Here is a 19402-nt window from a genome sequence, read left to right on the forward strand (position 1 = left end):
GACCACGGAGGCGCGTCCAATAGGCTGGTCGGATGAGCAGGACCCGACCGTCGCCCGGCCCGCGGCTGATGCTGCCCGGCCTCCGCGACGTCTACGCGGCGTTCGTCCGGGAGGCGGACGCGCTGCCCGCGCTGCCCGGCGCGCTGCAGGCCGAGGTGTGGACGTCCGCGCAGCTCGGGACGCTGGAGGCCGCCGCCCCGCACGAGGCGGGCCGGCGCGCGGCGCTCGGCGACCTGATCATGTCGCTGCGGGCGGCGGCGACGCCCGGCGCCCGCGCGTTCCTGCGCGCGCTCGCCGCGATCGGCCCGGCCGTCGGCCGCACCGCCGCGGGCAAGGCGGCGGACGCGCTGCGCGATCTCCCCGAGGCGCCCTGGACGGGCATGCTGGGCCGGGTCGTCCCCGGTCAGGCGTGGCTGATCCAGGAGGGCCCGCTCGACGGCGACCGCCTGGTCTGCGAGTTCCGCTACGAGGGCGCGGGCACGGCGGGCATGCACGCCCTCGCCGTCCGGCTGTCCTACGGCGACTCCCCCATCGAGGTCGTGATCGCCGGCGACGTCCCGGCGCTGATGACGGCGGCGCGGCAGGCGATGCAAGCCGAGCTGTGCGTCGTCCAGCCCTACGACGGCGCCGCCGTGGGCGAGCGGCTCCGCGCCGCGTTGAACGGCACGGAACCGCTGCCTGAGGCGTGCTATCCGGCGCTGGCGCTGGCCCGCCACCGCGCCGGACTCCTCCCCTAGCGACCGAGGGCGCGGTGGCGGCGGACGGCCAGCGGGAAGAACACCGCGGTGATCACCAGCGGCCACGCGACCGCGAGCAGGACGCTGTGCCCGGCCGCCCATGAGCCGCTCGCCAGCGCCGTCCGGGACGGGTCGCCGAACAGGCCGCGGCACGCGGTGACGGTCGCCGACATCGGGTTCCACTCGGCGGCGGCGCCCAGCCAGCCCGGCATGGTGCTCGGCGCGACGAGCGCGCTGGACAGGAACCCGACCGGCCACACCAGGATCTGGATCATCATGACCGACTCGGGGCCCTTGGCGACCAGGCCGAGGTAGACCCCGACCCAGATCAGCGCGAACCGCAGGAGCAGCAGCAGGCCGAGGCCCGCGAGCGCCGCGCCCGCCCCGCCGTGCACGCGCCAGCCGATCAGCACGCCGCACAGCGCCATGACGGCGAGGACGAGCAGCGAGTCGACCAGGTCGGCGGCGCCGCGGCCGACGACGACGGCCGACGGCGCCATCGGCATCGCGCGGAACCGGTCCGCGACGCCCCGGGCGGCGTCGACGGCGATCGCGGTGAAGGTGCTCTCGACGCCGAACACCATCGTCATGGCGAACATGCCGGGGACGATGAACGCCCGGTAGTCCCCGCCGGGGACCTCCATCTGGCCGCCGAACAGGTAGCCCATCATCAGCACGACCATCACCGGGAACAGCAGGTTCATCGCCAGCTGCTCGGGGCGCCGCACCCAGTGGGTGAGGGCGCGCAGCGTGAGCGTCCAGCCGTCGGCGGCGGCCCAGCGCAGCCGCCCGAGCGGGGTGCGCGGCAGCTGCGGGACATGCGGGACCACGGTCACGCGGAGACCTCCTCGTCGTTCTTCGCGGGCTCGTCCTTCGCGGGCTCGTCCTTCGCGGGCTCGTCCTTCGCGGGCCCGTCCTGTCCTCGGGGCGGGCCTCCGGTGAGGTGCAGGAACACCTCGTCGAGCGTGGGACGGCGCACGCCGATGTCGGCGACCCGCACGCCCGCCTCGTCCAGCGCGCGGACGGCGGCGGTGAGCGCGGCGACCCGGTCGGGAACGGGCGCGGCGACCGCCAGGGATCCGGCGTCCACCTCCGGCTCGGCGGCCGAGACGCGGCCGGCGACGGCGGCGGCGGTGCCGAGGTCGCCGGGGTCCTCGACGACGATCCGCAGGTGGTCGCCGCCGATCCGGGACTTCAGCCGGTCCGGCGAGCCCTCGGCGATCACCCGGCCGCGGTCGACCACCGACACCGCGTCGGCGAGCCGGTCGGCCTCCTCCAGGTACTGCGTGGTGAGCAGGACCGTGGTGCCGCCGCCGGCGAGCGCGCGGACCGCGTCCCACACCTCGATGCGGCTGCGCGGGTCGAGGCCGGTGGTCGGCTCGTCGAGGAACAGCACGGCGGGCGCGAGGATCATCCCGGCGGCCAGGTCCAGGCGGCGCCGCATGCCGCCGGAGTACCCGGCGGCGGGACGGTCGGCCGCGTCGGCGAGCCCGAACCGCTCCAGCAGCTCGCCGGCGCGCAGGCGCGCCCGGCGGACGCCGAGGTGGTGCAGGCGGCCGAACATGACGAGGTTCTGCCGGCCGGTGAGCACCTCGTCGACCGCGGCGTACTGGCCGACGAGGCCGATCCGGGTCCGGACCAGGGCGGGGGCGCGGACGACGTCGTGCCCGGCGACGGCGGCGCGGCCCCCGTCCGGGCGGGCGAGCGTGGCGAGCACGCGCACGCAGGTGGTCTTGCCGGCGCCGTTGGGGCCGAGCAGGCCGTGCACGGTGCCGGCGGGCACCCGCAGGTCCAGCCCGTCGAGGGCGGCGGTGCCGCCGTAGGTCTTGCGCAGTCCGGCCGCGTCGACCGCGAACTGTGTCTCTGTCATGGGTCTCCCGAAACTCCGTACGCAATACGGATTAACCATCGCGGAGACTATAACGTACGTCGTACAGAGTTTCATCCCTGGGAGGATGGCGAACGTGACGACCGAGTACAGCGGGGACGGCGACCCCCGGCGCAGCCTGGAACTGCTGTGGGGCGTGCCGGACCGGCCCAAGCGCGGCCCCAAGCCCAAGCTCACCGCCGAGCGGATCGTCCGGACCGCGATCGCCGTCGCCGACGCCGAGGGGCTGGACGCGCTGTCCATGCGCCGCATCGCCGACGAGCTCGGCGTCGCACCGATGTCGATCTACACCTACGTCCCCGGCAAGGCCGAGCTGATCGACGTCATGCTCGACCGCGCGATGGCCGAGCTCACCCCCGCCGACGGCGCCGCGGGCGGCTGGCGGGCCCGGCTCGAGCACATCGCCCGCGACAACTGGGACCTGTACCACCGCCACCCGTGGCTGCTGCACGTCGCCGCCGTCCGCCCGCCGATGGGGCCCGCCGTGTTCGGCAAGTACGAGTTCGAACTGCGCGCCGTCGACGGCATCGGCCTCACCGACCTGGAGATGGACTCGGTCGTCGCGCTCGTCACCGGCTTCGCCGAGAGCTCGGCGCGCGTCTCGGTCAACGCCGCCGAGGCCGAGCGGCGCAGCGGCATGACCGACGCGCAGTGGTGGGAGGCCGTCGCGCCGCTGCTGGAGGAGATCGACACCGGCGGGGAGGACTACCCGCTCAGCAACCGCGTCGGCACCGCCGCCGGCAAGGAGTACAACGCCGCCGTCGGCCCCGCGCACGCCTTCGAGTTCGGCCTCGCCCGCATCCTCGACGGCATCGAGGTCCTCGTCGCCTCCCGCGCCTGAACACGTTCACTTGCGGCGTGTCGTCCTCATCCGGGCCGTCTTGAGGACGACACGCCGCAACTCAACGGACTAGCGGCGGGGGTTGGTGCGGCGGGTGGCGGCCGCCGTCGTCGGGTCCTCCGGCCAGGGGTGCCTGGGGTAGCGGCCGCGCAGCTCCGCCCGGACGGCCTTGTAGCCCTCGCGCCAGAACGTCGCGAGGTCGGCGGTGACGGCCGCCGGACGGCCCGCCGGCGACAGCAGGTGCACCACGAGCGGCACCCGCCCGCCCGCGAGCCGGGGCGCCGCGTCCCAGCCGAACAGCTCCTGCAGCTTCACCGCCAGCACCGGCCGCTCCCCGCCGTAGTCCACCCGGACCCGCGAGCCCGACGGCACCTCGATCCGCTCCGGTGCGTACTCCTCCAGCCGCGACGCCGCCTCCCACGGCAGCAGGCCGCGCAGCATCGCCGCCACGTCGACCCGCCGCAGGTCCGACCGGCGCCGCGCGCCCGCCAGCCACTCCGGCGCGCGCTCCAGCAGCGCCGCGTCGCCGACCGCGGGCCACGGCTCCCCCAGCGCGCCGTGCAGGAACGCCAGCCGCTCCCGCAGCGCGGCGGCCGCGGGCGTCCAGTTCAGCAGCCCGAGGCCCTCGGCGCGGATCCCGTCCAGCAGCGCGGCCCGCACCAGGTCCGGGCCGGGGTCGCGCAGCGGCCGGGCGTCCAGCTCGATCGCGCCGAGCCGCTCGACGCGGCGCGCCACCACGTCGCCGTCGCGCCAGGCGACCTCGTCCGCCGTCTCCAGCAGCGGCGCGGCGGCGGACCGCGCCGCGTCCTCGTCGATCACGACGGCCTGCCGGACCCGCGCCGACGCCGACCCCGCCGGGCGGTCCGCCGCCGCCACGGCCAGCCACTGCGCCCGCGCCCCGGCGAGGGCCGACCCGTCGGCGAGCACGCCGCCGGTCCCGGACGCCATCAGGTACCCGCCGCCGCCCGGCCGCGCCCGCGCCACCCGCTCCGGGAACGCCAGCGCCACCACGGTGCCCGCCACCAGGTCGTCGCCGCCCCGCGCGGGCTCGGCGTCCCGGGCGCCGGCGGCGGTGAGGGCCTTGGCGAGGCGGCGGGTCTCGTCGCGCCAGCGGGCGGCGTGCGCGTCGGCGGGACGGGACTGGCGGCGCAGGGCGCGCCAGGCGGCGGTCAGGTCGTCGCCCGCGGCCCGGGGCGGCGGCTCGGACAGCAGCGCGACGATCTGCGCGGCGTCGCGCGCGCCGACCGCGCGGGCGCCGTCGAGGAGCGCGCGGGCCAGCCGGGGGTGCAGGCCGACGCCCGCCAGCCGGCGCCCCCGCGGCGTCACCCGGCCGTCGCGGACGGCGCCGAGCGCGTGCAGGACGGCGCGCGCGGCGTCCATCGCGGCGGGCGGCGGCGGGTCCGGCAGGGCGAGGCCGGCCGCGTCCGGCTCGCCCCAGCAGGCCGCCTGGAGCGCGAAGCCGGTGAGGTCGGCGAGCTCGATCTCCGGGCGCGGCCGCGCGGGCAGCCGGTCGTGCTCGGCCTGCGTCCAGCACCGGTAGACGGTGCCGGGCGCCTCGCGTCCGGCGCGGCCGGCGCGCTGCTCGGCGGTGGCGCGGGACGCGCGGACGGTGGTGAGCGCGCCGAGCCCGCGGGCGTGGTCGGTGCGGGGCTCGCGGGCCAGGCCGGCGTCCACGACGACCCGCACGCCGGGGACGGTGAGGCTGGACTCGGCGACGGAGGTCGCGAGGACGACGCGGCGCCCGGTCGCGGGTGCGAGGACGGCGTCCTGCACCGCCGGCGGCGCCTGCCCGTGCACCTGCAGCACCTCGGCGGGGACGCCGGCGAGCTGCCCGGCGACGCGGGAGATCTCCCCCACGCCGGGCAGGAAGCACAGCACGTCGCCGTCGCGTTCGGCGAGCGCGCGGCGGACGGTCGCGGCGACGTGCGCGAGCAGCGCCGGGTCGACCCGCATGCCGTGCGGCGGCGGGACGGGACGCGGCGGCGGCGCCCACACCGTCTCGACGGGGTGCAGCGCCGCCTCCGTCTCCACCACCGGCACGGGGCCGCCGTCGCCGCCGAGCAGGCGGGCCCAGGGCCCGGTGTCGGCGGTGGCGGACGCGGCGACCAGCCGCAGGTCGGGGCGGAGCGTCGCGCGGACGTCCAGCAGGAACGCCAGCGCGGTGTCGGCGTCGAGGTGCCGCTCGTGGCATTCGTCGAGGATGACCGTGCCGACGCCGCCGAGCTCGGGATCGTCCTGGAGGCGCTGGAGCAGCACCCCGGTGGTGACGACGTCGACGCGCGAGCCTGGGCGGGACTCGCCGCGGACGGTGACGCCGACGCTCTGCCCGGCGCGCTCGCCGAGCAGCCAGGCCATGCGGCGGGCGGCGGCGCGCGCGGCGAGGCGCCGGGGTTCCAGCACGAGGAGCTTGCCGTCCGGGGCCGGGGCGGGGGCCGGGCCGGTGGTGAGGGCGAGGCCGGCCAGCGCGAGCGGGACGAGGGTGGTCTTGCCGGTGCCGGGCGGCGCGGCGAGGACGGCGGCGCCGCGGGCGGCCAGCGCGGCGCGCAGTCCGGGGACGGCGTGGCGGACGGGCAGGTCCTCGGCGGCGCTGATGTGCATCGGTCCAGTGTGGCGGCAGATGACGGTACCGGTGGCCGCGGGTGATCGTCCATGTGAGAAATGCCACCGCCGCCAAAGGCGCCCTGCGGGTTACGGTGATAGTTGCATCGCGCATTTCATAATTCGCCAGGAACGCCCTAAAGGTCTTCCCCGGAATCGTCCCGGCAACCGCCGCGAAACACCAGGTAAGCAATGCCGCGGGCCGGGAAGTTGCTTTACCGTTTGGTTTCCCTCACCTCGCCGCGTGTGGCGGCAATCGGCCGCCTTTCGCCATAATGAGGCCGTCATCGCAGGTGCTGGAGGTTTGGGGATGCTGGGCGAGTCCATCTATATCCGCGGGCGCGAGGCGTTCACCGGTGGTTCACCGCAGGCGGTTTACGAGGAGCTCTGGCAGCGCGGCCGAAAAGCCCGGTTGCGGACCCGCGCAATTCTGGCGGTTGCGGCACTGGTGTTGTGCGGGATGCTGGTGAACGCTGTTTTCGGCGTCGTGGCGGCGGTCCTGCTCGCGTCCGCGGACGCGCTGGTGCACTGGCGCCTTTACAACGCGTCCCGGGTGTGGCGGCGCGGGCTGCGCGGCGTCGCGCGGATGGACCGGACGCTGCGCCTCACGCTCGGCCGGCGCGGCCACCGGGTGCTGCACGGCCGGGTCGTGCCCGGGCACGAGACCGCGGACGAGCTGGTCGTCGGGCCCGGCGGCGTGTGGCTGGTGCACAACGAGGCATGGGCGCCGGACGCGGAGATCTCCCAGCACGGCGGCCGGCTGTTCATCAACGGCCGCACCCAGTCCAAGCTGGTGGGCGGGCTGACCGCGCGGGCCGCCGCCGCGGAGCGGCTGATCTCCGAGAAGTACGGCGCGCCGGTGACGGTGACGCCCATGCTGGCCGTGCACGGCGGCAAGCTGGAACGCGCGCCGTTCACCGCGGACGGGATCGTGTTCGCGCCGCCGCTGCGGCTGGTGCGCTGGATGCACCGCAACCCGACCGCCGAGCATTCCGCCGAGGAGGTCGAGGCGATCGCGCGGGCCGCGGTCCACGGCCTGCCGATCGGCGGGCGCATGATGACCGACGCTCCCCCGCCGCCGTCGCGGGTCGCCGCCGAGCCGCCCGCCGACGCCCCGCTGACCGCCGGCGCCGACCCGGCCGCGGGCCCGGTGACCGCCGACCCGGTGCCTGCGGAGGTCGCCGCCGGTGAGGCCGGTGGCGGCGACGCGGTCACCACGGCGGCCTGACCCGCCTGCGCGGCGACGGGAACGAGGACCGATGACCGTGGTGCAGAGGAACGTGGTGCAGAGGAACGAGCTCCGCGCGCCCCCCGGGACCGGCGCGGGACCGGCGGGCGCGCGGTCCCAGGCCGTCCGGCCGAGGTGGGGCGCGGGTTCAGCCGCCGGCGCGTGCGCGGCGGGCGGTGCGGCGCAGCCACAGCAGTCCCACCACCGGCAGCACCAGCGGGACGAACCCGTAGCCCTCGCCGTACCCGGACCAGACCGTGGCGTCCGGGAACGCCGAGCGGTCGACGAGGCTGAGCGTGCCGATCGCCAGCACGCCGGCCAGTTCCACCGAGCAGGCCGTGATGGCGACCCGGAACGACGTCCGGCCGCCGCGGGCCAGCGCGACCGTCGCCAGGACGTAGACGGCCGCGGCGAACGCCGACAGGGAGTAGGCCAGCGGCGCGTCGGAGAACTGGGTGCCGATCTGCACGCCCGCGCGCGCACCGGCCGCGAGCGCGAAGATAGCGTAGACGGCGACGAGCAGCCGGCCGGGGCCGCTGCCGGTGCCCGTCCGGACGCGCTCGCCGCCGGTACGGGCGGCGGCCGGTTCGCCGGTGACGCCGGTGTCGGGCTCAGGCACTGCCGCTCCACAGCTGGTTCATTCGGACGATCATGACGGCGACGGCGATCCCGGCGACCACCAGCACCGCGGACCCCCACCGGGTCCGCTCCATCAGCCCCCAGGCGGCGCCCGCGACCGGGATCAGCAGGACGCCCAGCAGGTAGCCGATGAACGTGGCGGGGTGCTTGGGCCCCTCGTCGCCCGACAGCTTGACGAACCCGACGACGGCCTGCGCGGCCAGCAGCAGCTCCAGCACCCCGAGCCCGATCAGGTCGGGGAGGCCCATCGCCCGCCCGCGCAGCGCCGTCACCAGCGCGTACCCGGCGATGAGCAGCGCCACCACGATGATCGCGGTGGCCAGGACGGTCGTCACGCCCTAGAGAGTACTACCGGCTGTAGAGCACGCGGTCCGGGCAGGGGGCGGGCCGTGGCAGCATGGCGAGCGTGAATTCGCTCCAGTGGCTCAACCTGACCCGGCACGGTGAGAGCACCGGCAACCTCGCCTACCAGGCGGTCGAGGGCACCGACGCCGAGGAGACGGGGATCGTCGAGCGCGACGCCGACACCCCGCTGTCGGAGCGCGGCCGGGCGCAGGCGGCGGCGCTGGGCCGCTGGCTCGCCGCGCTCCCCGAGGACGAGCGGCCGACGCTCGTCGCGGTCTCCCCCTACCTGCGGACGCTCGACACCGCCCGCATCGCGCTCGCCGAGACGTCCTACGCCCACCCGCAGGACCCGGACGGCCTGCGGATGACCGTGGACGAGCGGATCCGCGACCGCGAGCAGGGCATCCTGCAGGGCCTGACCTGGACCGGGGTGCAGCGGCGCCACCCCGCGGAGGCGGACCGGCTCAAGCAGCTCGGCAAGTTCTACTACCGTCCGCCCGGCGGCGAGTCGTGGGCGGACCTCGCGCTGCGGCTGCGCAGCTTCTACCGCGACCTGGAGGCCGACGCCCCCGGCGGCCGGGCGCTGGTGGTGACGCACGACGCGATCGTCGTGATGACCCGCTACCTGGTCGAGGGCCTGTCGGAGCGGGAGGTGCTGGAGGTGGAGAAGGAGCCGGTCGCGAACGCGTCGGTGACGCGGTGGCGGCACGACGGCGGCGGGCTGAGCGCCGTCTGCTACAACGAGTGCGGCCACCTGATCAAGGCCGGTGTCGGCTCCCCCTGACCGCTAGTCGCTCAGCAGCCGGGCGCGGCGGGTCGCGACGGCCGGCCGCCGCGGGTCGTCGTGCGGCAGGACGTCCCTGAGCCGCTCCAGCGCCTCCAGGTCTCCGCGGCCCTGCTCGGTCTGGGCGTAGGTCCACAGCGCGTCGGCGCCGCCGCGGTCCAGCGCGGACCGGCGCAGCCGCACCGCCAGCTCGTCGCGTTCGGCGCGCACCGCGGGCGCGTCCGAGCGCGGCAGCAGCTCCCCGTCGTAGAGCCGCACGGCGGCGGCGACGTCGCCCTCGTCCAGCAGCCGCCGGACGGTGAGGAAGTCGGCGTCGATCGCGCAGTCCAGCCGGTACGGCTTGGCGCGGACGACCCCGCCGAGCTGGGCGCGCAGCCGGTGGATCTCGGCGCGGACCGTCACCGGGCTGCCGTCGTCGCCGTACAGGTGCCAGGACAGCCGGTCGCCGCTGAGGCCCTCGGGGTGCAGCGCGAGCAGCGCGAGGATCTCCGCGTGCCGCAGCGTCAGCGGCAGGTGCGCGCCGTCGAGCCGCGCGGACGGCTGGTCGGTGCCGAGCAGCGCGAGGGTGAGCAGCGGCCGCCGGTCCGGGCCGGGGACGGGCGCGGCGCCGGACGGCGGCCGCAACAGGTACACCTCGCCGAGCGGCTCGGCGAGCGCGAGCCGCCCGTCCGGCAGGGTGACGGCGCCGCCCTCGGACGGGACCTCCAGCCGCACGCCCCGCCAGTCCTCGCGGCCGGCGGCGAGGATCCGGCCGGTCGCGGTGACCAGCACGCCGCCGTCGCGGGGGTGCCCGAGGAACCGCTCGCGCAGCCGCTCGTCGCGCCGCCGCATGTCGTTCTCCAGCCGGGACTCGGCGAGCCGGGCGGCCGCGGCGACCAGCGCGACCGTCGCCGGGTGCAGCGCGTCGACGGTGGCGCTGACGTCGATGCAGCCGATCAGCCGGCCGCTGTCGGGGTCGGTGATCGGGGCGCCGGCGCAGGACCAGCGGTGCAGGACCTGCGCGACGTGCTCGGTGGCGTAGACGTACTCGGCGCGGCCGGTGGCGAGGGCGGTGCCGATGCCGTTGGTGCCGACGGCGCCCTCGGACCAGCAGAACCCCTCCATCAGCCCGATCCGCTCGGCCGCCCGGCGCACGGCGGGCGGCCCCTGCGTCCACAGCGCGCGGCCCGCCTCGTCGGTGATCACCATCAGGTGCTCGGTCTCGTCGGCGACGTTGCGCAGCAGGTCGCGCAGCAGCGGCAGGTGCGGGTCGAGCGGGTGGGCGCCGCGGGCGTCGGCGACGGTGTCGCGGTCGAACACCAGCGGCGCCGCGGCGACCGCGGCGTCCACGCCGGCGTCGCGCGAGCGCCGCCACGACTCGGTGATCGGCGGCCGCGCCGCGATCGCCTGGTTCTGCACCACCATCAGCGCCTTTCCCTGCGGAGACAACCTCGACGGGTTTGAGGATCGGCCCATCGGGCGGGCCTTGCAAGCGGTTCGGGGGAACCGGGCCGGGCCGGTTGCGGGCACGGTGCGTGATCGGGCGGTCGCAACGTGCATGCAACGTCGGGGCGCCTAACGTTCCGTCCCGCTGGGAGCCGAGGGCCATCCTGTGGGCCCCGCCGTCCCGAGCGCGTCCGGGGGGAATGCGCACGGGGCGGCGGGCCGGGCCCGGGCGCGCCGCTCCCGCGCACGAGGGGGGATTGGAGACCGATGCTCTGCCTGAGGTGTCACCGGGTGCGCCCGGCGCTCGACCGGACGGACTACACCGCCGACCGCGCCCTGCTCATCGTCCGCCGCGGGCTGTGCGGGTGCGGCGCCGCGCCGGCGCGCCCAGGCCGCCGGCGCCGGGCGGCCGCGCCCGCCGAGACGTCCGGGGGCGTGCCCGGCAACACGCCCGGCCGGCCCTCCGGGCGGACGTCCGGTGAAACCCCGGGAGCGGGGCCGAAACCGGCGAACAACCCGGAAAGTACATCTCCCGTTTCCCGGCGGTTCGCCTAGAGTTTAAGGAGAATCCACTCGACAGCCCCCTGGGGGGAGCCATGACCGTGATCCCGGGTCTCGTCCGCCGCGCCGCCACCGAGGCGGAGCACCGGCTGCGCGCCGGTGCGGGTCTGCTCGTCAGACTGGGCCGGGACCTGGAACGGTCGGCGGAACTGGAACGGTTCCTGCCCTCCTGCGGGGAGCGGGTGCGCCGGCTGGAGGATACCGTCCGGGCGCAGGACGCGGCGCTGCGCACCCGCGAGGAGGAGGTGCGCGGGCTGCGCGCCGAGATGGACTCGCTGGTCGCGCAGCTCAACGACCGGCTGCTGCCGCGCATCGACGAGCGGATGGACGACACCGAGCGGGACCTGGCCGCGGTCGCCACCAGCCTGATCCGCACCGGCCGCGACACCGCGGGGCACCGCACCCGGCTGGAGGCGGCCGAGCGGCGGATCGGCGACCTGCGCACCAAGCTCGCGCAGCTGGAGCAGCGCGCGGGCCTGTGGCGGGACCTGCAGGCGAGCATGGCGCGGCTCGGTGAGGACGTGGACGCGCTGCGCGCCCGGGCGGCGCTGCGCGCGGCCGAGCCGGCGGCCGCCGAGCCCGCGGTCGCGCCCGTCGCGCCCGTCGCGCCCGTCGCGCCGGTCGTCACCGACCGCGTCACCGACCGTCCCGCCTGAGCGTCCGGCCGCACCGGCGCCCCGGGGGGTTCGGGACGGCTTCGGGTGTTCGGGACAATGGGGGCATGACCTTCGCCATTCCCGACCCCAAGCGCGGCTTCGCCAGCGACAACCAGGCAAGCGTCCACCCGGAGATCCTCGCGGCGATGGCCGCGGTGAACGAGGGGCATCAGCCCGCCTACGGCGAGGACGCCGTCACGGCGCGGCTGCGCGAGGTGGTGCGCGGGCATTTCGGCGCGGCGGCGGAGGTGTTCCCGGTGTTCAACGGGACGGGCGCGAACGTGGTGTCGCTGCAGGCGATGTCGCGGCCGTGGAGCGCGGTGGTGTGCCCGGAGTCGGCGCACATCGACACCGACGAGTGCGGCGCGGCGGAGAAGATCGCCGGGCTGAAGCTGGTCACGGTGCCGGCGCCGGACGGGAAGCTGACGCCGGAGCTGGTCGAGCGGTACGCGACGGGGTTCGGCAACATCCAGCGCCGCCAGCCGTCCGCGGTGTCGATCACGCAGAGCACCGAGCTCGGCACCGTCTACACCCCGGAGGAGGTCGCGGCGGTCGCCGCCGCGGCGCACGAGCGCGGCCTCGGCGTGCACATGGACGGCGCGCGGATCGCGAACGCCGCCGCCGCGCTCGGCGTGCCGATGCGCGCGTTCACCACCGACGCGGGCGTGGACGTGCTGTCGTTCGGCGGCACCAAGAACGGGCTGCTGCTCGGCGAGGCCGTCGTCGTCCTGAACCCCGGCGCGGTCGAGGGGCTGGCGTTCCTGCGCAAGTCGAGCATGCAGCTGGCGTCGAAGATGCGGTACGTGTCGGCGCAGCTCGTCGCGCTGCTGGACGGCGACCTGTGGCTGCGCAACGCCGCGCACGCGAACGCGATGGCGCGGCGGCTGGCGGACGCGGCGGGCGCGCTGCCCGGCGTGCGGATCACGCAGGACGTGCAGGCGAACACGGTGTTCGCGGTCGTCCCGAAGGACGCGGCGGAGCGGCTGCGCAAGCGGTTCGCCTTCTACACCTGGGACGCGCGGACGGGCGAGGTCCGCTGGGTGTGCTCGTTCGACACCGCCGAGGGGGACGTGGACGCGTTCGCGGCGGCGCTCGCCGAGGAGCTGGCCGCCTGACCTGCGGGGCGTCCCGCGCGCGGGCTTCGGGCCGTCCCGATCATCGGGAGCCAAGCGAACGCTTCGTAGGCCGGCGGGTTATCGTGGCCCCGAACTGGATTCGGTATCAGGAGGGCGAGCCCGAGATGACCAACCGCACCTTCGTCGTGGGCGTGGGCATGACCAAGTTCGAGAAGCCGGGCTCCCGCGACTGGGACTACCCCGACATGGCCAAGGAGGCCGTCGGCAACGCGCTGCAGGACGCGGGCGTCCCCTACGACAAGATCGAGATGGCGTACGCCGGCTCGATGTACGGGTCGATGGGCCAGCGCGCCCTCTACGAGACCGGCATGACCGGCATCCCGGTGATGACCGTCATGAACGCCTGCGCGACCGGGTCCAGCGCGCTGTTCCTCGCCCGCCAGGCCGTCCGCGGCGGGCTCGCCGACTGCGCGCTCGCGCTCGGCATGGAGAAGATGAAGAAGGGCTCGCTCGGCGCGGGCGTCGGCGAGTCGAAGGTCACCATCATCGACCACCACCTGCGCTCGATGACCGCGGGCCGCGAGTGGGAGCTGGACAAGGCGCCGATGCCGCAGATGTTCGGCAACGCCGGTCGCGAGCACATGGAGAAGTACGGCTCGACCCCCGAGCACTACGCGTGGATCGGCTGGAAGAACCACAAGCACTCGGTGAACAACCCGTACGCGCAGTTCCAGACCGAGTACTCGTTCGAGGACGTCAAGAACGCCCCGATGATCTTCGACCCGCTGACCAAGCTGCAGTGCTCCCCGACCTCCGACGGCGCCGCCGCCGCGGTGGTGGTCAGCGAGCGGTTCGTCGACGAGCACGGCCTGTGGGACCAGGCCGTGGAGATCGCCGGCCACCACATCGCCACCGACACCCCCGAGAGCTTCGCCGACAACTCCTCGATCCAGGTCGTCGGGTTCGGCGTCTCGCAGCTCGCCGCGCGCAAGGCGATGGACGAGGCGCAGGTGTCGATCGAGGACGTCGACGTCATCGAGCTGCACGACTGCTTCAGCGCCAACGAGCTCATCACCTACGAGGCGCTCGGCATGGCCGGCGTCGGCGAGGGCCACAAGCTCGTCGACGACAAGGCCACCACCTACGGCGGCAAGTGGGTCGTCAACCCCTCCGGCGGCCTGATCTCCAAGGGCCACCCGCTGGGCGCGACGGGCCTGGCGCAGTGCGCCGAGCTGACCTGGCAGCTGCGCGGCAAGGCCGGCAACCGGCAGGTCGAGGGCGCCCGCGTCGCGCTGCAGCACAACATCGGCCTCGGCAGCGCCTGCGCCGTCGCCGTGTACAAGCCCGCCTCCGCCTGACCCCGGCCCGAACGACGTTCACTTGCGGCGTGTCGTCCTCAAGAGAGCCGTTTTAAGGACGACACGCCGCAACTCAACGCGCGGCGGTCAGGCGTCGGGGGCGGTGTGGACGCGGGTCCCGTCGACGTAGGTGAGGTGGACGCGGGTCTCGCCGATGGCCGCGGCGGGCCCCGCGAACGGGTCGCGGTCCAGGACGACGAGGTCGGCGCGGTTGCCGGGACGCAGCGAGCCGGTGTCGTCGAGGTGGTTCACGTAGGCGGACCCGGCGGTGTAGGCGGCGAGCGCGGTGGCGAGGTCGAGCGCCTGCTCCGGCAGGAACGGCTCGTCCCCGCCGCCCGGCAGGACGCGGTTGACCGCGACGTGGATCCCCTCGAGCGGCGCGGCGCTGCTCACCGGCCAGTCGCTGCCCGCCGCGAGCGTCGCCCCGGCGCGCAGCAGGTCGCCGAACGGGTACTGCCACGCGGCGCGCTCGGGGCCGAGGAACGGGATGGTCAGCTCGTCCATCTGCGGTTCGTGCGCGGCCCACAGCGGCTGCATGTTCGCGGTCGCGCCCAGCGCCCGGAACCGTCCGACGTCGTCGGGGTGGACGACCTGGAGATGCGCCAGGTGCGGCCGGGTGTCGCGCCACCCGTTGGCGGCGCGGGCGGCGGCGACGGCGTCGAGCGCCTCCCGGACGGCGCGGTCGCCGAGCGAGTGGAAGTGGACCTGGAAGCCGCGGGCGTCCAGCGCGGTGACGTACCCGGGCAGCGCCTCGGGGTCGACGAAGCTGAGGCCGCTGTTGGCGGTCGCGCAGCCACAGCCGTCCAGGTAGGGGGCCGTCATGGCGGCGGTGAAGTTCTCCGCGACGCCGTCCTGCATGATCTTCACGCTGGTGCAGCGCAGCCGGCCGCCGGTGAGCCGCTCCCGCCGCTCCAGCAGATCGGGGATCTGCTCCTCGCCACGGGCGCGCGACCACCACAGCGCGCCGACGACCGTCGCGGTCAGCGACCCGTCGGCGGCCGCGGCGGCGTAGGCGTCGGACACGTCGGGGTAGCCGTCGGACCCGCACACCAGCGCGTCCTGCCAGGCGGTGACGCCGAGGCCGTGCAGCATCTCCTGGGCGCGCAGCAGCCCGGCGACCCGGTCGTCGCGGGTGCGGGCGGGCAGGAACCGGCCGACGAGGATCATCGCGCCCTCCTGCAGCATGCCGGTGGGACGCCCCTCGGCGTCGCGCTCGATCCGCCCGTCCGGCGGGTCGGGGGTGCCCGCGCCGACCCCGGCGAGCTCCAGCGCCCGGCTGTTGGCCCACGCGCCGTGGTGGTCGCGGTTCACCAGGTAGACGGGCCGGTCGGGCACGGCGGCGTCGAGCGCCTCGCGGGTCGGGGTGCCGCCCTCGAAGCTCTCCATCGACCACCCGCCCCCGGTGATCCACTCCCGCTCCGGGTGCGCGCCGGCGTAGGCGCGGACGCGCCGCAGGTACTCCCCCGGGTCGACGGTGCCGGTCAGGTCGCACTCGCCGAGCTCGATGCCGCCCATGACGGCGTGGACGTGCGCGTCCTGGAAACCGGGCAGCAGCGGCCGGCCGCGCAGGTCCACGACCTCGGTCTTCGGGCCCGCGAGGTCGCGGACCTCGTCGTGGCCGACGGCGGTGATCCGCCCGCCGGTGACGGCGAGCGCGGTGGCGCGGCTGCGCGCCGGGTCCATGGTCAGCACGGGTCCGCCGGTGAACAGCAGGTCGGCGGGCTTGCGGGTCATGAAGGCGGTCTCCTCGGATCGGCGGACGGGACGGTGCGTCACAGTTCGGCGGCGGGCCGGGCGGCGGACCCGGGCAGCAGGTCGGGGGCGTCGGCGTCGGTGGCCTGCCCGCCATGGAAGTACGGGGACCGGCGGACCCACTTCGCCCACGCGGCGGCGGCCAGCCCCGACCCCACCATCAGCGCGGGCATCGACAGCTCGAACCAGCCGTTGTCGGCGCGCAGCGCGAAGTGGTCGGTGGAGGTGGCGAAGTCCGCGCACAGCAGCGCGCCGAGGACGAACAGGGTCAGCGCGCCCGCGACCGGCAGCACCACCGCCCGCACGCCCTCCCGGAACGAGGTGCGCAGCAGCCCGCGGAACCGGACCGCGGCGGCCAGCGCCGTCAGCCCGTAGTACAGCGCGACGACGATCCCGATCGCGTTGACGGCGGCCTCGATGAGCGTGCTGACCTTGGGGATGACCAGCGCGAACCCGGCGACGAGCGCGGCGATGACGCCGATCAGCACGGTCCCGGCGGCGGGCGTGCCGAACCGCGGGTGCACCCGCGTCCACACCGCCCCGAGCGTCCGGTCGCGGCCCATCGCGAACATGCCCCGGACGGTCGGGATGACGCCGGCCTGCAGCGACGCGACGGCGGAGAAGGTCAGCGCGATCAGCGGCAGGACGGCGAGGGGCTGGTGGGCGAGCCGCGCGCCGAAGTAGGTGAGGCCCTGCGCGCCGTGGTCGGCCATCTCGCCGGCCGACAGCACCCGCTGGAACGCGACCGAGCCGAGCAGGAACAGCGCGAGCATGGTGAACAGCGAGATGAGCCCGGCGCGGGACGCGTCGCGGTGGTCGCGGACCTCCTCGCTGACGCTGAACACCGCGTCGAACCCCCAGTAGGTGAAGACCGACAGCACCATCCCCTGCGCGAGCGCGTGCAGGGACGGGAACCCGAACGGGTTGAACCATTCCAGGCTGAACGGGTGGTCGCCGACGACCAGGCCGTAGCCGCAGAAGCCGAGCAGCACCAGGTACTCGAACACCAGCAGCCAGCGCTGGAACCGCGCGGCGAGGTTCACGCCGGCGACGGCCGTCCCGGTCACCGCCACGAGCACCACCATCCCGAGCAGGGTGGCCTGCAGGTTGGAGTCGGGGTTCAGCGCCAGCCCGCCGATGCGGTGCAGGTGGGCCTCGCCGGCGAGCAGCATCAGCGCCGAGCCGGTGACCGTGGTGGTGTAGGCGAGGAAGACGATCGTGCCGACGATGTTGACCCAGCCGACGAGGAAGCCGAGCCACGGGCTGAGCACGCGCCCGACCCACACGTAGGCGTTGCCGGCGTTCGGCTCCACCCGGTTGAGCCGGGCGAACGCGCCGCCGATGCACAGCACCGGCAGGAACGCCAGCAGCGCCAGGATCGGCCCGTGCAGCCCGACGACGCCGACGATCACGCCGGTGCCGATGCCGATGCTGGTGGTGGCGGCGGTGCTGGACGCGGCGATGACGACGCCGTCGACGACGCCCAGCGACCGCTTCAGCGCAGGGCCGCCGGGCGGGGCGGGGGCAGGGGTGGGATGCATGGGCGACCGATCCGGGAGGGCGGGGACGCGATGACCGGTTCGCCCTGGTTGGCGGCCGGTGGATCCATATGAAATAGCGCGCCCGCTTCTGTGGTCAATGGTGTTGTCATAAGGTGGCGACCGTCCCGCCCGCGCGCCCCCGGGAGCCCCCATGGACCGCACGACCCCGCAGCCCGATCGCGTCATCGCGCGCAAGCGCCGCCGCCGCCCCACCAAGTCCGGGGTCGTGCTGTCCCACGAGCTGATCGTCGGCACCGCGATCCGGCTGCTCGGCCAGGGCGGCGACGACGCGCTCACCGTCCGGCGGCTCGGCACCGCGCTCGGCGCCGACCCGTCCTCGATCTACCGGTACTTCCGCGACACCGACGACCTCGTCCTCGCGGTCGCCGACGAGCTGATCGGTCGCACCCTCGCCGGCACCCGCACCGCCGGCGGCTGGCGCGAGCAGCTGCGCCGCGTCGGCGAGCACCTGCACGCCACCTATGTGGCGCACCCGCAGGTCGCGCTGCTCGCCGCGTCCCGCGTCACCCGCCGCCCCAACGAGATCCGCGCCGTCGAGGCGGGCCTCGGCATCTTCCGCGAGGCCGGCTTCCCGCCCGCGCTCGCGGCCCGCCACTACCACCAGTTCGTCGACCTCACACTCGGGTTCGCGGCGCTGGACGCGGCGGCGAACGCGCTGCCCGCCGAGGCCGCAGCCGCCGACCGCGCGGCGTGGACGGCCACCTACGCCCGGCTGGACCCGGACACCCACCCGCACATCAGCGCCTGCGCGAGCCCGCTGGCCGCGACGATGGTCACCAGCGCCTACCCCGGTGCGCTCGCCCTGTTCCTGGACGGCCTGGAGGCCCGCCTCGCCGAGATCACGGCGCCTGGCACAGGTCGATGAACGTCCTGCACAGGTCGAGGTTGAAGGTGTCCACTCCCCTGCCCAGCAGCGTGCCGTCCGGGCCCGGGACGCGGATCAGCCCGCCGAGCCCGCGGAACAGCTCGTCCAGCACGTCCATCAGCACCGGCAGCCGCCGGTTCTGCCACGCCAGCACCTGCACGACGTTCGCCGTCCCGTCGGCCATCCGCCCGAGGTCCGCGCCGTGGTCGCGGAGCGTCCCGCCGACCCGGTCCGACAGCTCGCCCGCCGCGTCCAGCAGCTGCGACACCTTGTCGGGACGCCCGTAGAGCACGGGCGCGAGCCGGTCGACGTCGCCGGCCGCGCCCGTGATCGCGCCGCCGCGCCCGGCGAGGGTCCCGGACACCCCGGTCACGTCGCCGATCAGCCGCCGGATCTCCGGCTCGCGCACGTGGACGGCGTCGGCGAGCGAGGCGCCGTCGACGATCGTCCGGTGCAGCGCGGGTCCCTCCCCGTCCAGCCCGGACGCCAGCGTCCGCATGATCGTCGCGACGTCGGACGGGTCGATCGCGGCGGTGAGGCCGTAGGCGCGGTCGGTGACACCCGTCAGCTCCCGCGGGTCCGAGGTGCGGGTGATCAGCGCGCCGTCGCGCAGCGCGGGCCCGGCGCCGAGGTCGAGGACCAGGTCCTTCGGCCCGAAGACCGACACCGGCTCGATCGCCGCCCGCGTGGTGGCGGGAACGGTGACACCGGCCCGCACCCGGATCCCCACGGCGACCCGGCCGTCCCGCCGCAGCCGGACGGTCTCGACGCGGCCGACCGCGATGCCGCGCACCTTCACGTCCGACCTGCCGGGATCGAGGCCCTCCCCCGCGGTCGAGAACACCGTGGTGTACCGGTGCACCCGCCCCGGCGACGGGCTCGCGGCCACCACCACGGCGGCGGCCGCGACCGCCAGCGCCGCGAGCCCGGCGACCGCGTACAGGAGGCGGCTGCGCGCGGACAGGTGCTCGTCGCTCATGGCGGGGTCCCTTCGCGAGGTCCCTGTGGGGCCGCCATTGCACCCGCGCGGGCCCGGGGCGGGCTATGCGCCCGGCGACGAAGCTTCGCGGCGGCGCTGTGCCCCGCC

At 75.6% G+C, this 19402-nt stretch carries 18 protein-coding genes; 9 read left to right on the top strand and 9 right to left on the bottom strand.

All coding sequences use genetic code 11. The features are described from left to right. Positions 1-32 precede the first annotated feature (32 nt). Positions 33-737 carry a hypothetical protein gene (locus J4709_RS06625; protein ID WP_208238077.1) on the top strand — a complete coding sequence of 235 codons (705 nt, stop codon included), beginning with the start codon at positions 33-35 and terminating at the stop codon, positions 735-737. On the opposite strand, the gene J4709_RS06630 is transcribed toward J4709_RS06625, so the two are convergent. Beyond that, a complete protein-coding gene (locus J4709_RS06630) occupies positions 734-1573 on the bottom strand; it encodes an ABC transporter permease (protein WP_307801039.1) in 840 nt (279 codons plus the stop codon). The genes J4709_RS06625 and J4709_RS06630 overlap by 4 nt on opposite strands. Further along, on the bottom strand, positions 1570-2607 hold the full coding sequence (locus J4709_RS06635; RefSeq protein ID WP_208238086.1) for an ATP-binding cassette domain-containing protein: 1038 nt from the start codon (positions 2605-2607) through the stop codon (positions 1570-1572). The genes J4709_RS06630 and J4709_RS06635 overlap by 4 nt, the downstream gene beginning before the upstream one ends. Before the next feature lie 94 nt (positions 2608-2701). On the opposite strand from J4709_RS06635, the gene J4709_RS06640 reads away from it, so the two are divergent. Further along, the gene (locus J4709_RS06640) at positions 2702-3466 is read left to right on the top strand and encodes a TetR/AcrR family transcriptional regulator (protein WP_208238088.1); all 765 of its coding nucleotides are present in this window, start codon (positions 2702-2704) and stop codon (positions 3464-3466) included. Between the two features lie 69 nt (positions 3467-3535). Here the strand turns inward: J4709_RS06640 and hrpB are convergent, their stop codons facing one another. After that, the gene (hrpB, locus tag J4709_RS06645; protein ID WP_208238089.1) at positions 3536-6064 is read right to left on the bottom strand and encodes an ATP-dependent helicase HrpB; all 2529 of its coding nucleotides are present in this window, start codon (positions 6062-6064) and stop codon (positions 3536-3538) included. 310 nt (positions 6065-6374) lie between these two features. Here hrpB and J4709_RS06650 point away from each other — a divergent pair, with 310 nt between their 5' ends. Further along, a complete protein-coding gene (locus J4709_RS06650; protein ID WP_208238091.1) occupies positions 6375-7292 on the top strand; it encodes an NERD domain-containing protein in 918 nt (305 codons plus the stop codon). 148 nt (positions 7293-7440) lie between these two features. On the opposite strand, the gene J4709_RS06655 is transcribed toward J4709_RS06650, so the two are convergent. Further along, positions 7441-7815 carry a hypothetical protein gene (locus tag J4709_RS06655; protein WP_208238514.1) on the bottom strand — a complete coding sequence of 125 codons (375 nt, stop codon included), beginning with the start codon at positions 7813-7815 and terminating at the stop codon, positions 7441-7443. 88 nt (positions 7816-7903) lie between these two features. Next, positions 7904-8266, bottom strand: a complete 363-nt coding sequence (locus J4709_RS06660) for a hypothetical protein (RefSeq protein WP_208238094.1) — start codon at positions 8264-8266, stop codon at positions 7904-7906. A gap of 62 nt (positions 8267-8328) precedes the next feature. Here J4709_RS06660 and J4709_RS06665 point away from each other — a divergent pair, with 62 nt between their 5' ends. Then, positions 8329-9060 carry a histidine phosphatase family protein gene (locus tag J4709_RS06665; RefSeq protein WP_208238096.1) on the top strand — a complete coding sequence of 244 codons (732 nt, stop codon included), beginning with the start codon at positions 8329-8331 and terminating at the stop codon, positions 9058-9060. Positions 9061-9063: 3 nt separating this feature from the next. Here J4709_RS06665 and J4709_RS06670 read toward each other — a convergent pair whose 3' ends face one another. Continuing rightward, on the bottom strand, positions 9064-10464 hold the full coding sequence (locus J4709_RS06670; RefSeq protein ID WP_232383078.1) for a GAF domain-containing protein: 1401 nt from the start codon (positions 10462-10464) through the stop codon (positions 9064-9066). A 312-nt stretch (positions 10465-10776) separates the two neighbouring features. On the opposite strand from J4709_RS06670, the gene J4709_RS06675 reads away from it, so the two are divergent. From J4709_RS06675 to J4709_RS06690, 4 genes are all read left to right on the top strand, one after another. Beyond that, positions 10777-11040 carry a hypothetical protein gene (locus J4709_RS06675; RefSeq protein ID WP_208238107.1) on the top strand — a complete coding sequence of 88 codons (264 nt, stop codon included), beginning with the start codon at positions 10777-10779 and terminating at the stop codon, positions 11038-11040. Positions 11041-11081: 41 nt separating this feature from the next. Beyond that, the gene (locus J4709_RS06680; RefSeq protein ID WP_208238109.1) at positions 11082-11702 is read left to right on the top strand and encodes a hypothetical protein; all 621 of its coding nucleotides are present in this window, start codon (positions 11082-11084) and stop codon (positions 11700-11702) included. Positions 11703-11767: 65 nt separating this feature from the next. Continuing rightward, a complete protein-coding gene (locus J4709_RS06685) occupies positions 11768-12817 on the top strand; it encodes a threonine aldolase family protein (protein ID WP_208238111.1) in 1050 nt (349 codons plus the stop codon). A 125-nt stretch (positions 12818-12942) separates the two neighbouring features. Then, positions 12943-14136: a lipid-transfer protein gene (locus tag J4709_RS06690; RefSeq protein WP_208238113.1), complete on the top strand. Its 1194-nt coding sequence runs from the start codon at positions 12943-12945 to the stop codon at positions 14134-14136. 87 nt (positions 14137-14223) lie between these two features. On the opposite strand, the gene J4709_RS06695 is transcribed toward J4709_RS06690, so the two are convergent. Next, positions 14224-15870, bottom strand: coding sequence for an amidohydrolase (locus J4709_RS06695; RefSeq protein ID WP_208238115.1), 1647 nt, complete (start codon positions 15868-15870; stop codon positions 14224-14226). Between the two features lie 38 nt (positions 15871-15908). Beyond that, positions 15909-17429 carry an APC family permease gene (locus J4709_RS06700; RefSeq protein WP_208238117.1) on the bottom strand — a complete coding sequence of 507 codons (1521 nt, stop codon included), beginning with the start codon at positions 17427-17429 and terminating at the stop codon, positions 15909-15911. Between the two features lie 151 nt (positions 17430-17580). Between J4709_RS06700 and J4709_RS06705 the strand changes: the two genes are divergently transcribed. Continuing rightward, positions 17581-18315 (top strand): TetR/AcrR family transcriptional regulator, encoded by a 735-nt coding sequence (locus tag J4709_RS06705; RefSeq protein WP_208238119.1) that lies wholly within the window; start codon positions 17581-17583, stop codon positions 18313-18315. Here J4709_RS06705 and J4709_RS06710 read toward each other — a convergent pair. Further along, positions 18290-19294 carry an MCE family protein gene (locus J4709_RS06710; protein WP_208238121.1) on the bottom strand — a complete coding sequence of 335 codons (1005 nt, stop codon included), beginning with the start codon at positions 19292-19294 and terminating at the stop codon, positions 18290-18292. The two genes, J4709_RS06705 and J4709_RS06710, sit on opposite strands and share 26 nt — an antisense overlap. Between the last annotated feature and the right edge of the window lie 108 nt (positions 19295-19402).

The organism is Actinomadura violacea, assembly GCF_017573465.1.
GTDB lineage: Bacteria > Actinomycetota > Actinomycetes > Streptosporangiales > Streptosporangiaceae > Spirillospora > Spirillospora violacea.

Excerpts from the sequence above, each read along its gene's own strand:
- J4709_RS06625 (WP_208238077.1), top strand. The coding sequence starts at position 33 with ATGAGCAGGACCCGACCGTCGCCCGGCCCGCGGCTGATGCTGCCCGGC.
- J4709_RS06635 (WP_208238086.1), bottom strand. The coding sequence starts at position 2,607 with ATGACAGAGACACAGTTCGCGGTCGACGCGGCCGGACTGCGCAAGACC.
- hrpB (WP_208238089.1), bottom strand. The coding sequence starts at position 6,064 with ATGCACATCAGCGCCGCCGAGGACCTGCCCGTCCGCCACGCCGTCCCC.
- J4709_RS06650 (WP_208238091.1), top strand. The coding sequence starts at position 6,375 with ATGCTGGGCGAGTCCATCTATATCCGCGGGCGCGAGGCGTTCACCGGT.
- J4709_RS06665 (WP_208238096.1), top strand. The coding sequence starts at position 8,329 with ATGGCGAGCGTGAATTCGCTCCAGTGGCTCAACCTGACCCGGCACGGT.
- J4709_RS06670 (WP_232383078.1), bottom strand. The coding sequence starts at position 10,464 with ATGGTGGTGCAGAACCAGGCGATCGCGGCGCGGCCGCCGATCACCGAG.
- J4709_RS06680 (WP_208238109.1), top strand. The coding sequence starts at position 11,082 with ATGACCGTGATCCCGGGTCTCGTCCGCCGCGCCGCCACCGAGGCGGAG.
- J4709_RS06685 (WP_208238111.1), top strand. The coding sequence starts at position 11,768 with ATGACCTTCGCCATTCCCGACCCCAAGCGCGGCTTCGCCAGCGACAAC.
- J4709_RS06690 (WP_208238113.1), top strand. The coding sequence starts at position 12,943 with ATGACCAACCGCACCTTCGTCGTGGGCGTGGGCATGACCAAGTTCGAG.
- J4709_RS06695 (WP_208238115.1), bottom strand. The coding sequence starts at position 15,870 with ATGACCCGCAAGCCCGCCGACCTGCTGTTCACCGGCGGACCCGTGCTG.
- J4709_RS06700 (WP_208238117.1), bottom strand. The coding sequence starts at position 17,429 with ATGCATCCCACCCCTGCCCCCGCCCCGCCCGGCGGCCCTGCGCTGAAG.
- J4709_RS06705 (WP_208238119.1), top strand. The coding sequence starts at position 17,581 with ATGGACCGCACGACCCCGCAGCCCGATCGCGTCATCGCGCGCAAGCGC.
- J4709_RS06710 (WP_208238121.1), bottom strand. The coding sequence starts at position 19,294 with ATGAGCGACGAGCACCTGTCCGCGCGCAGCCGCCTCCTGTACGCGGTC.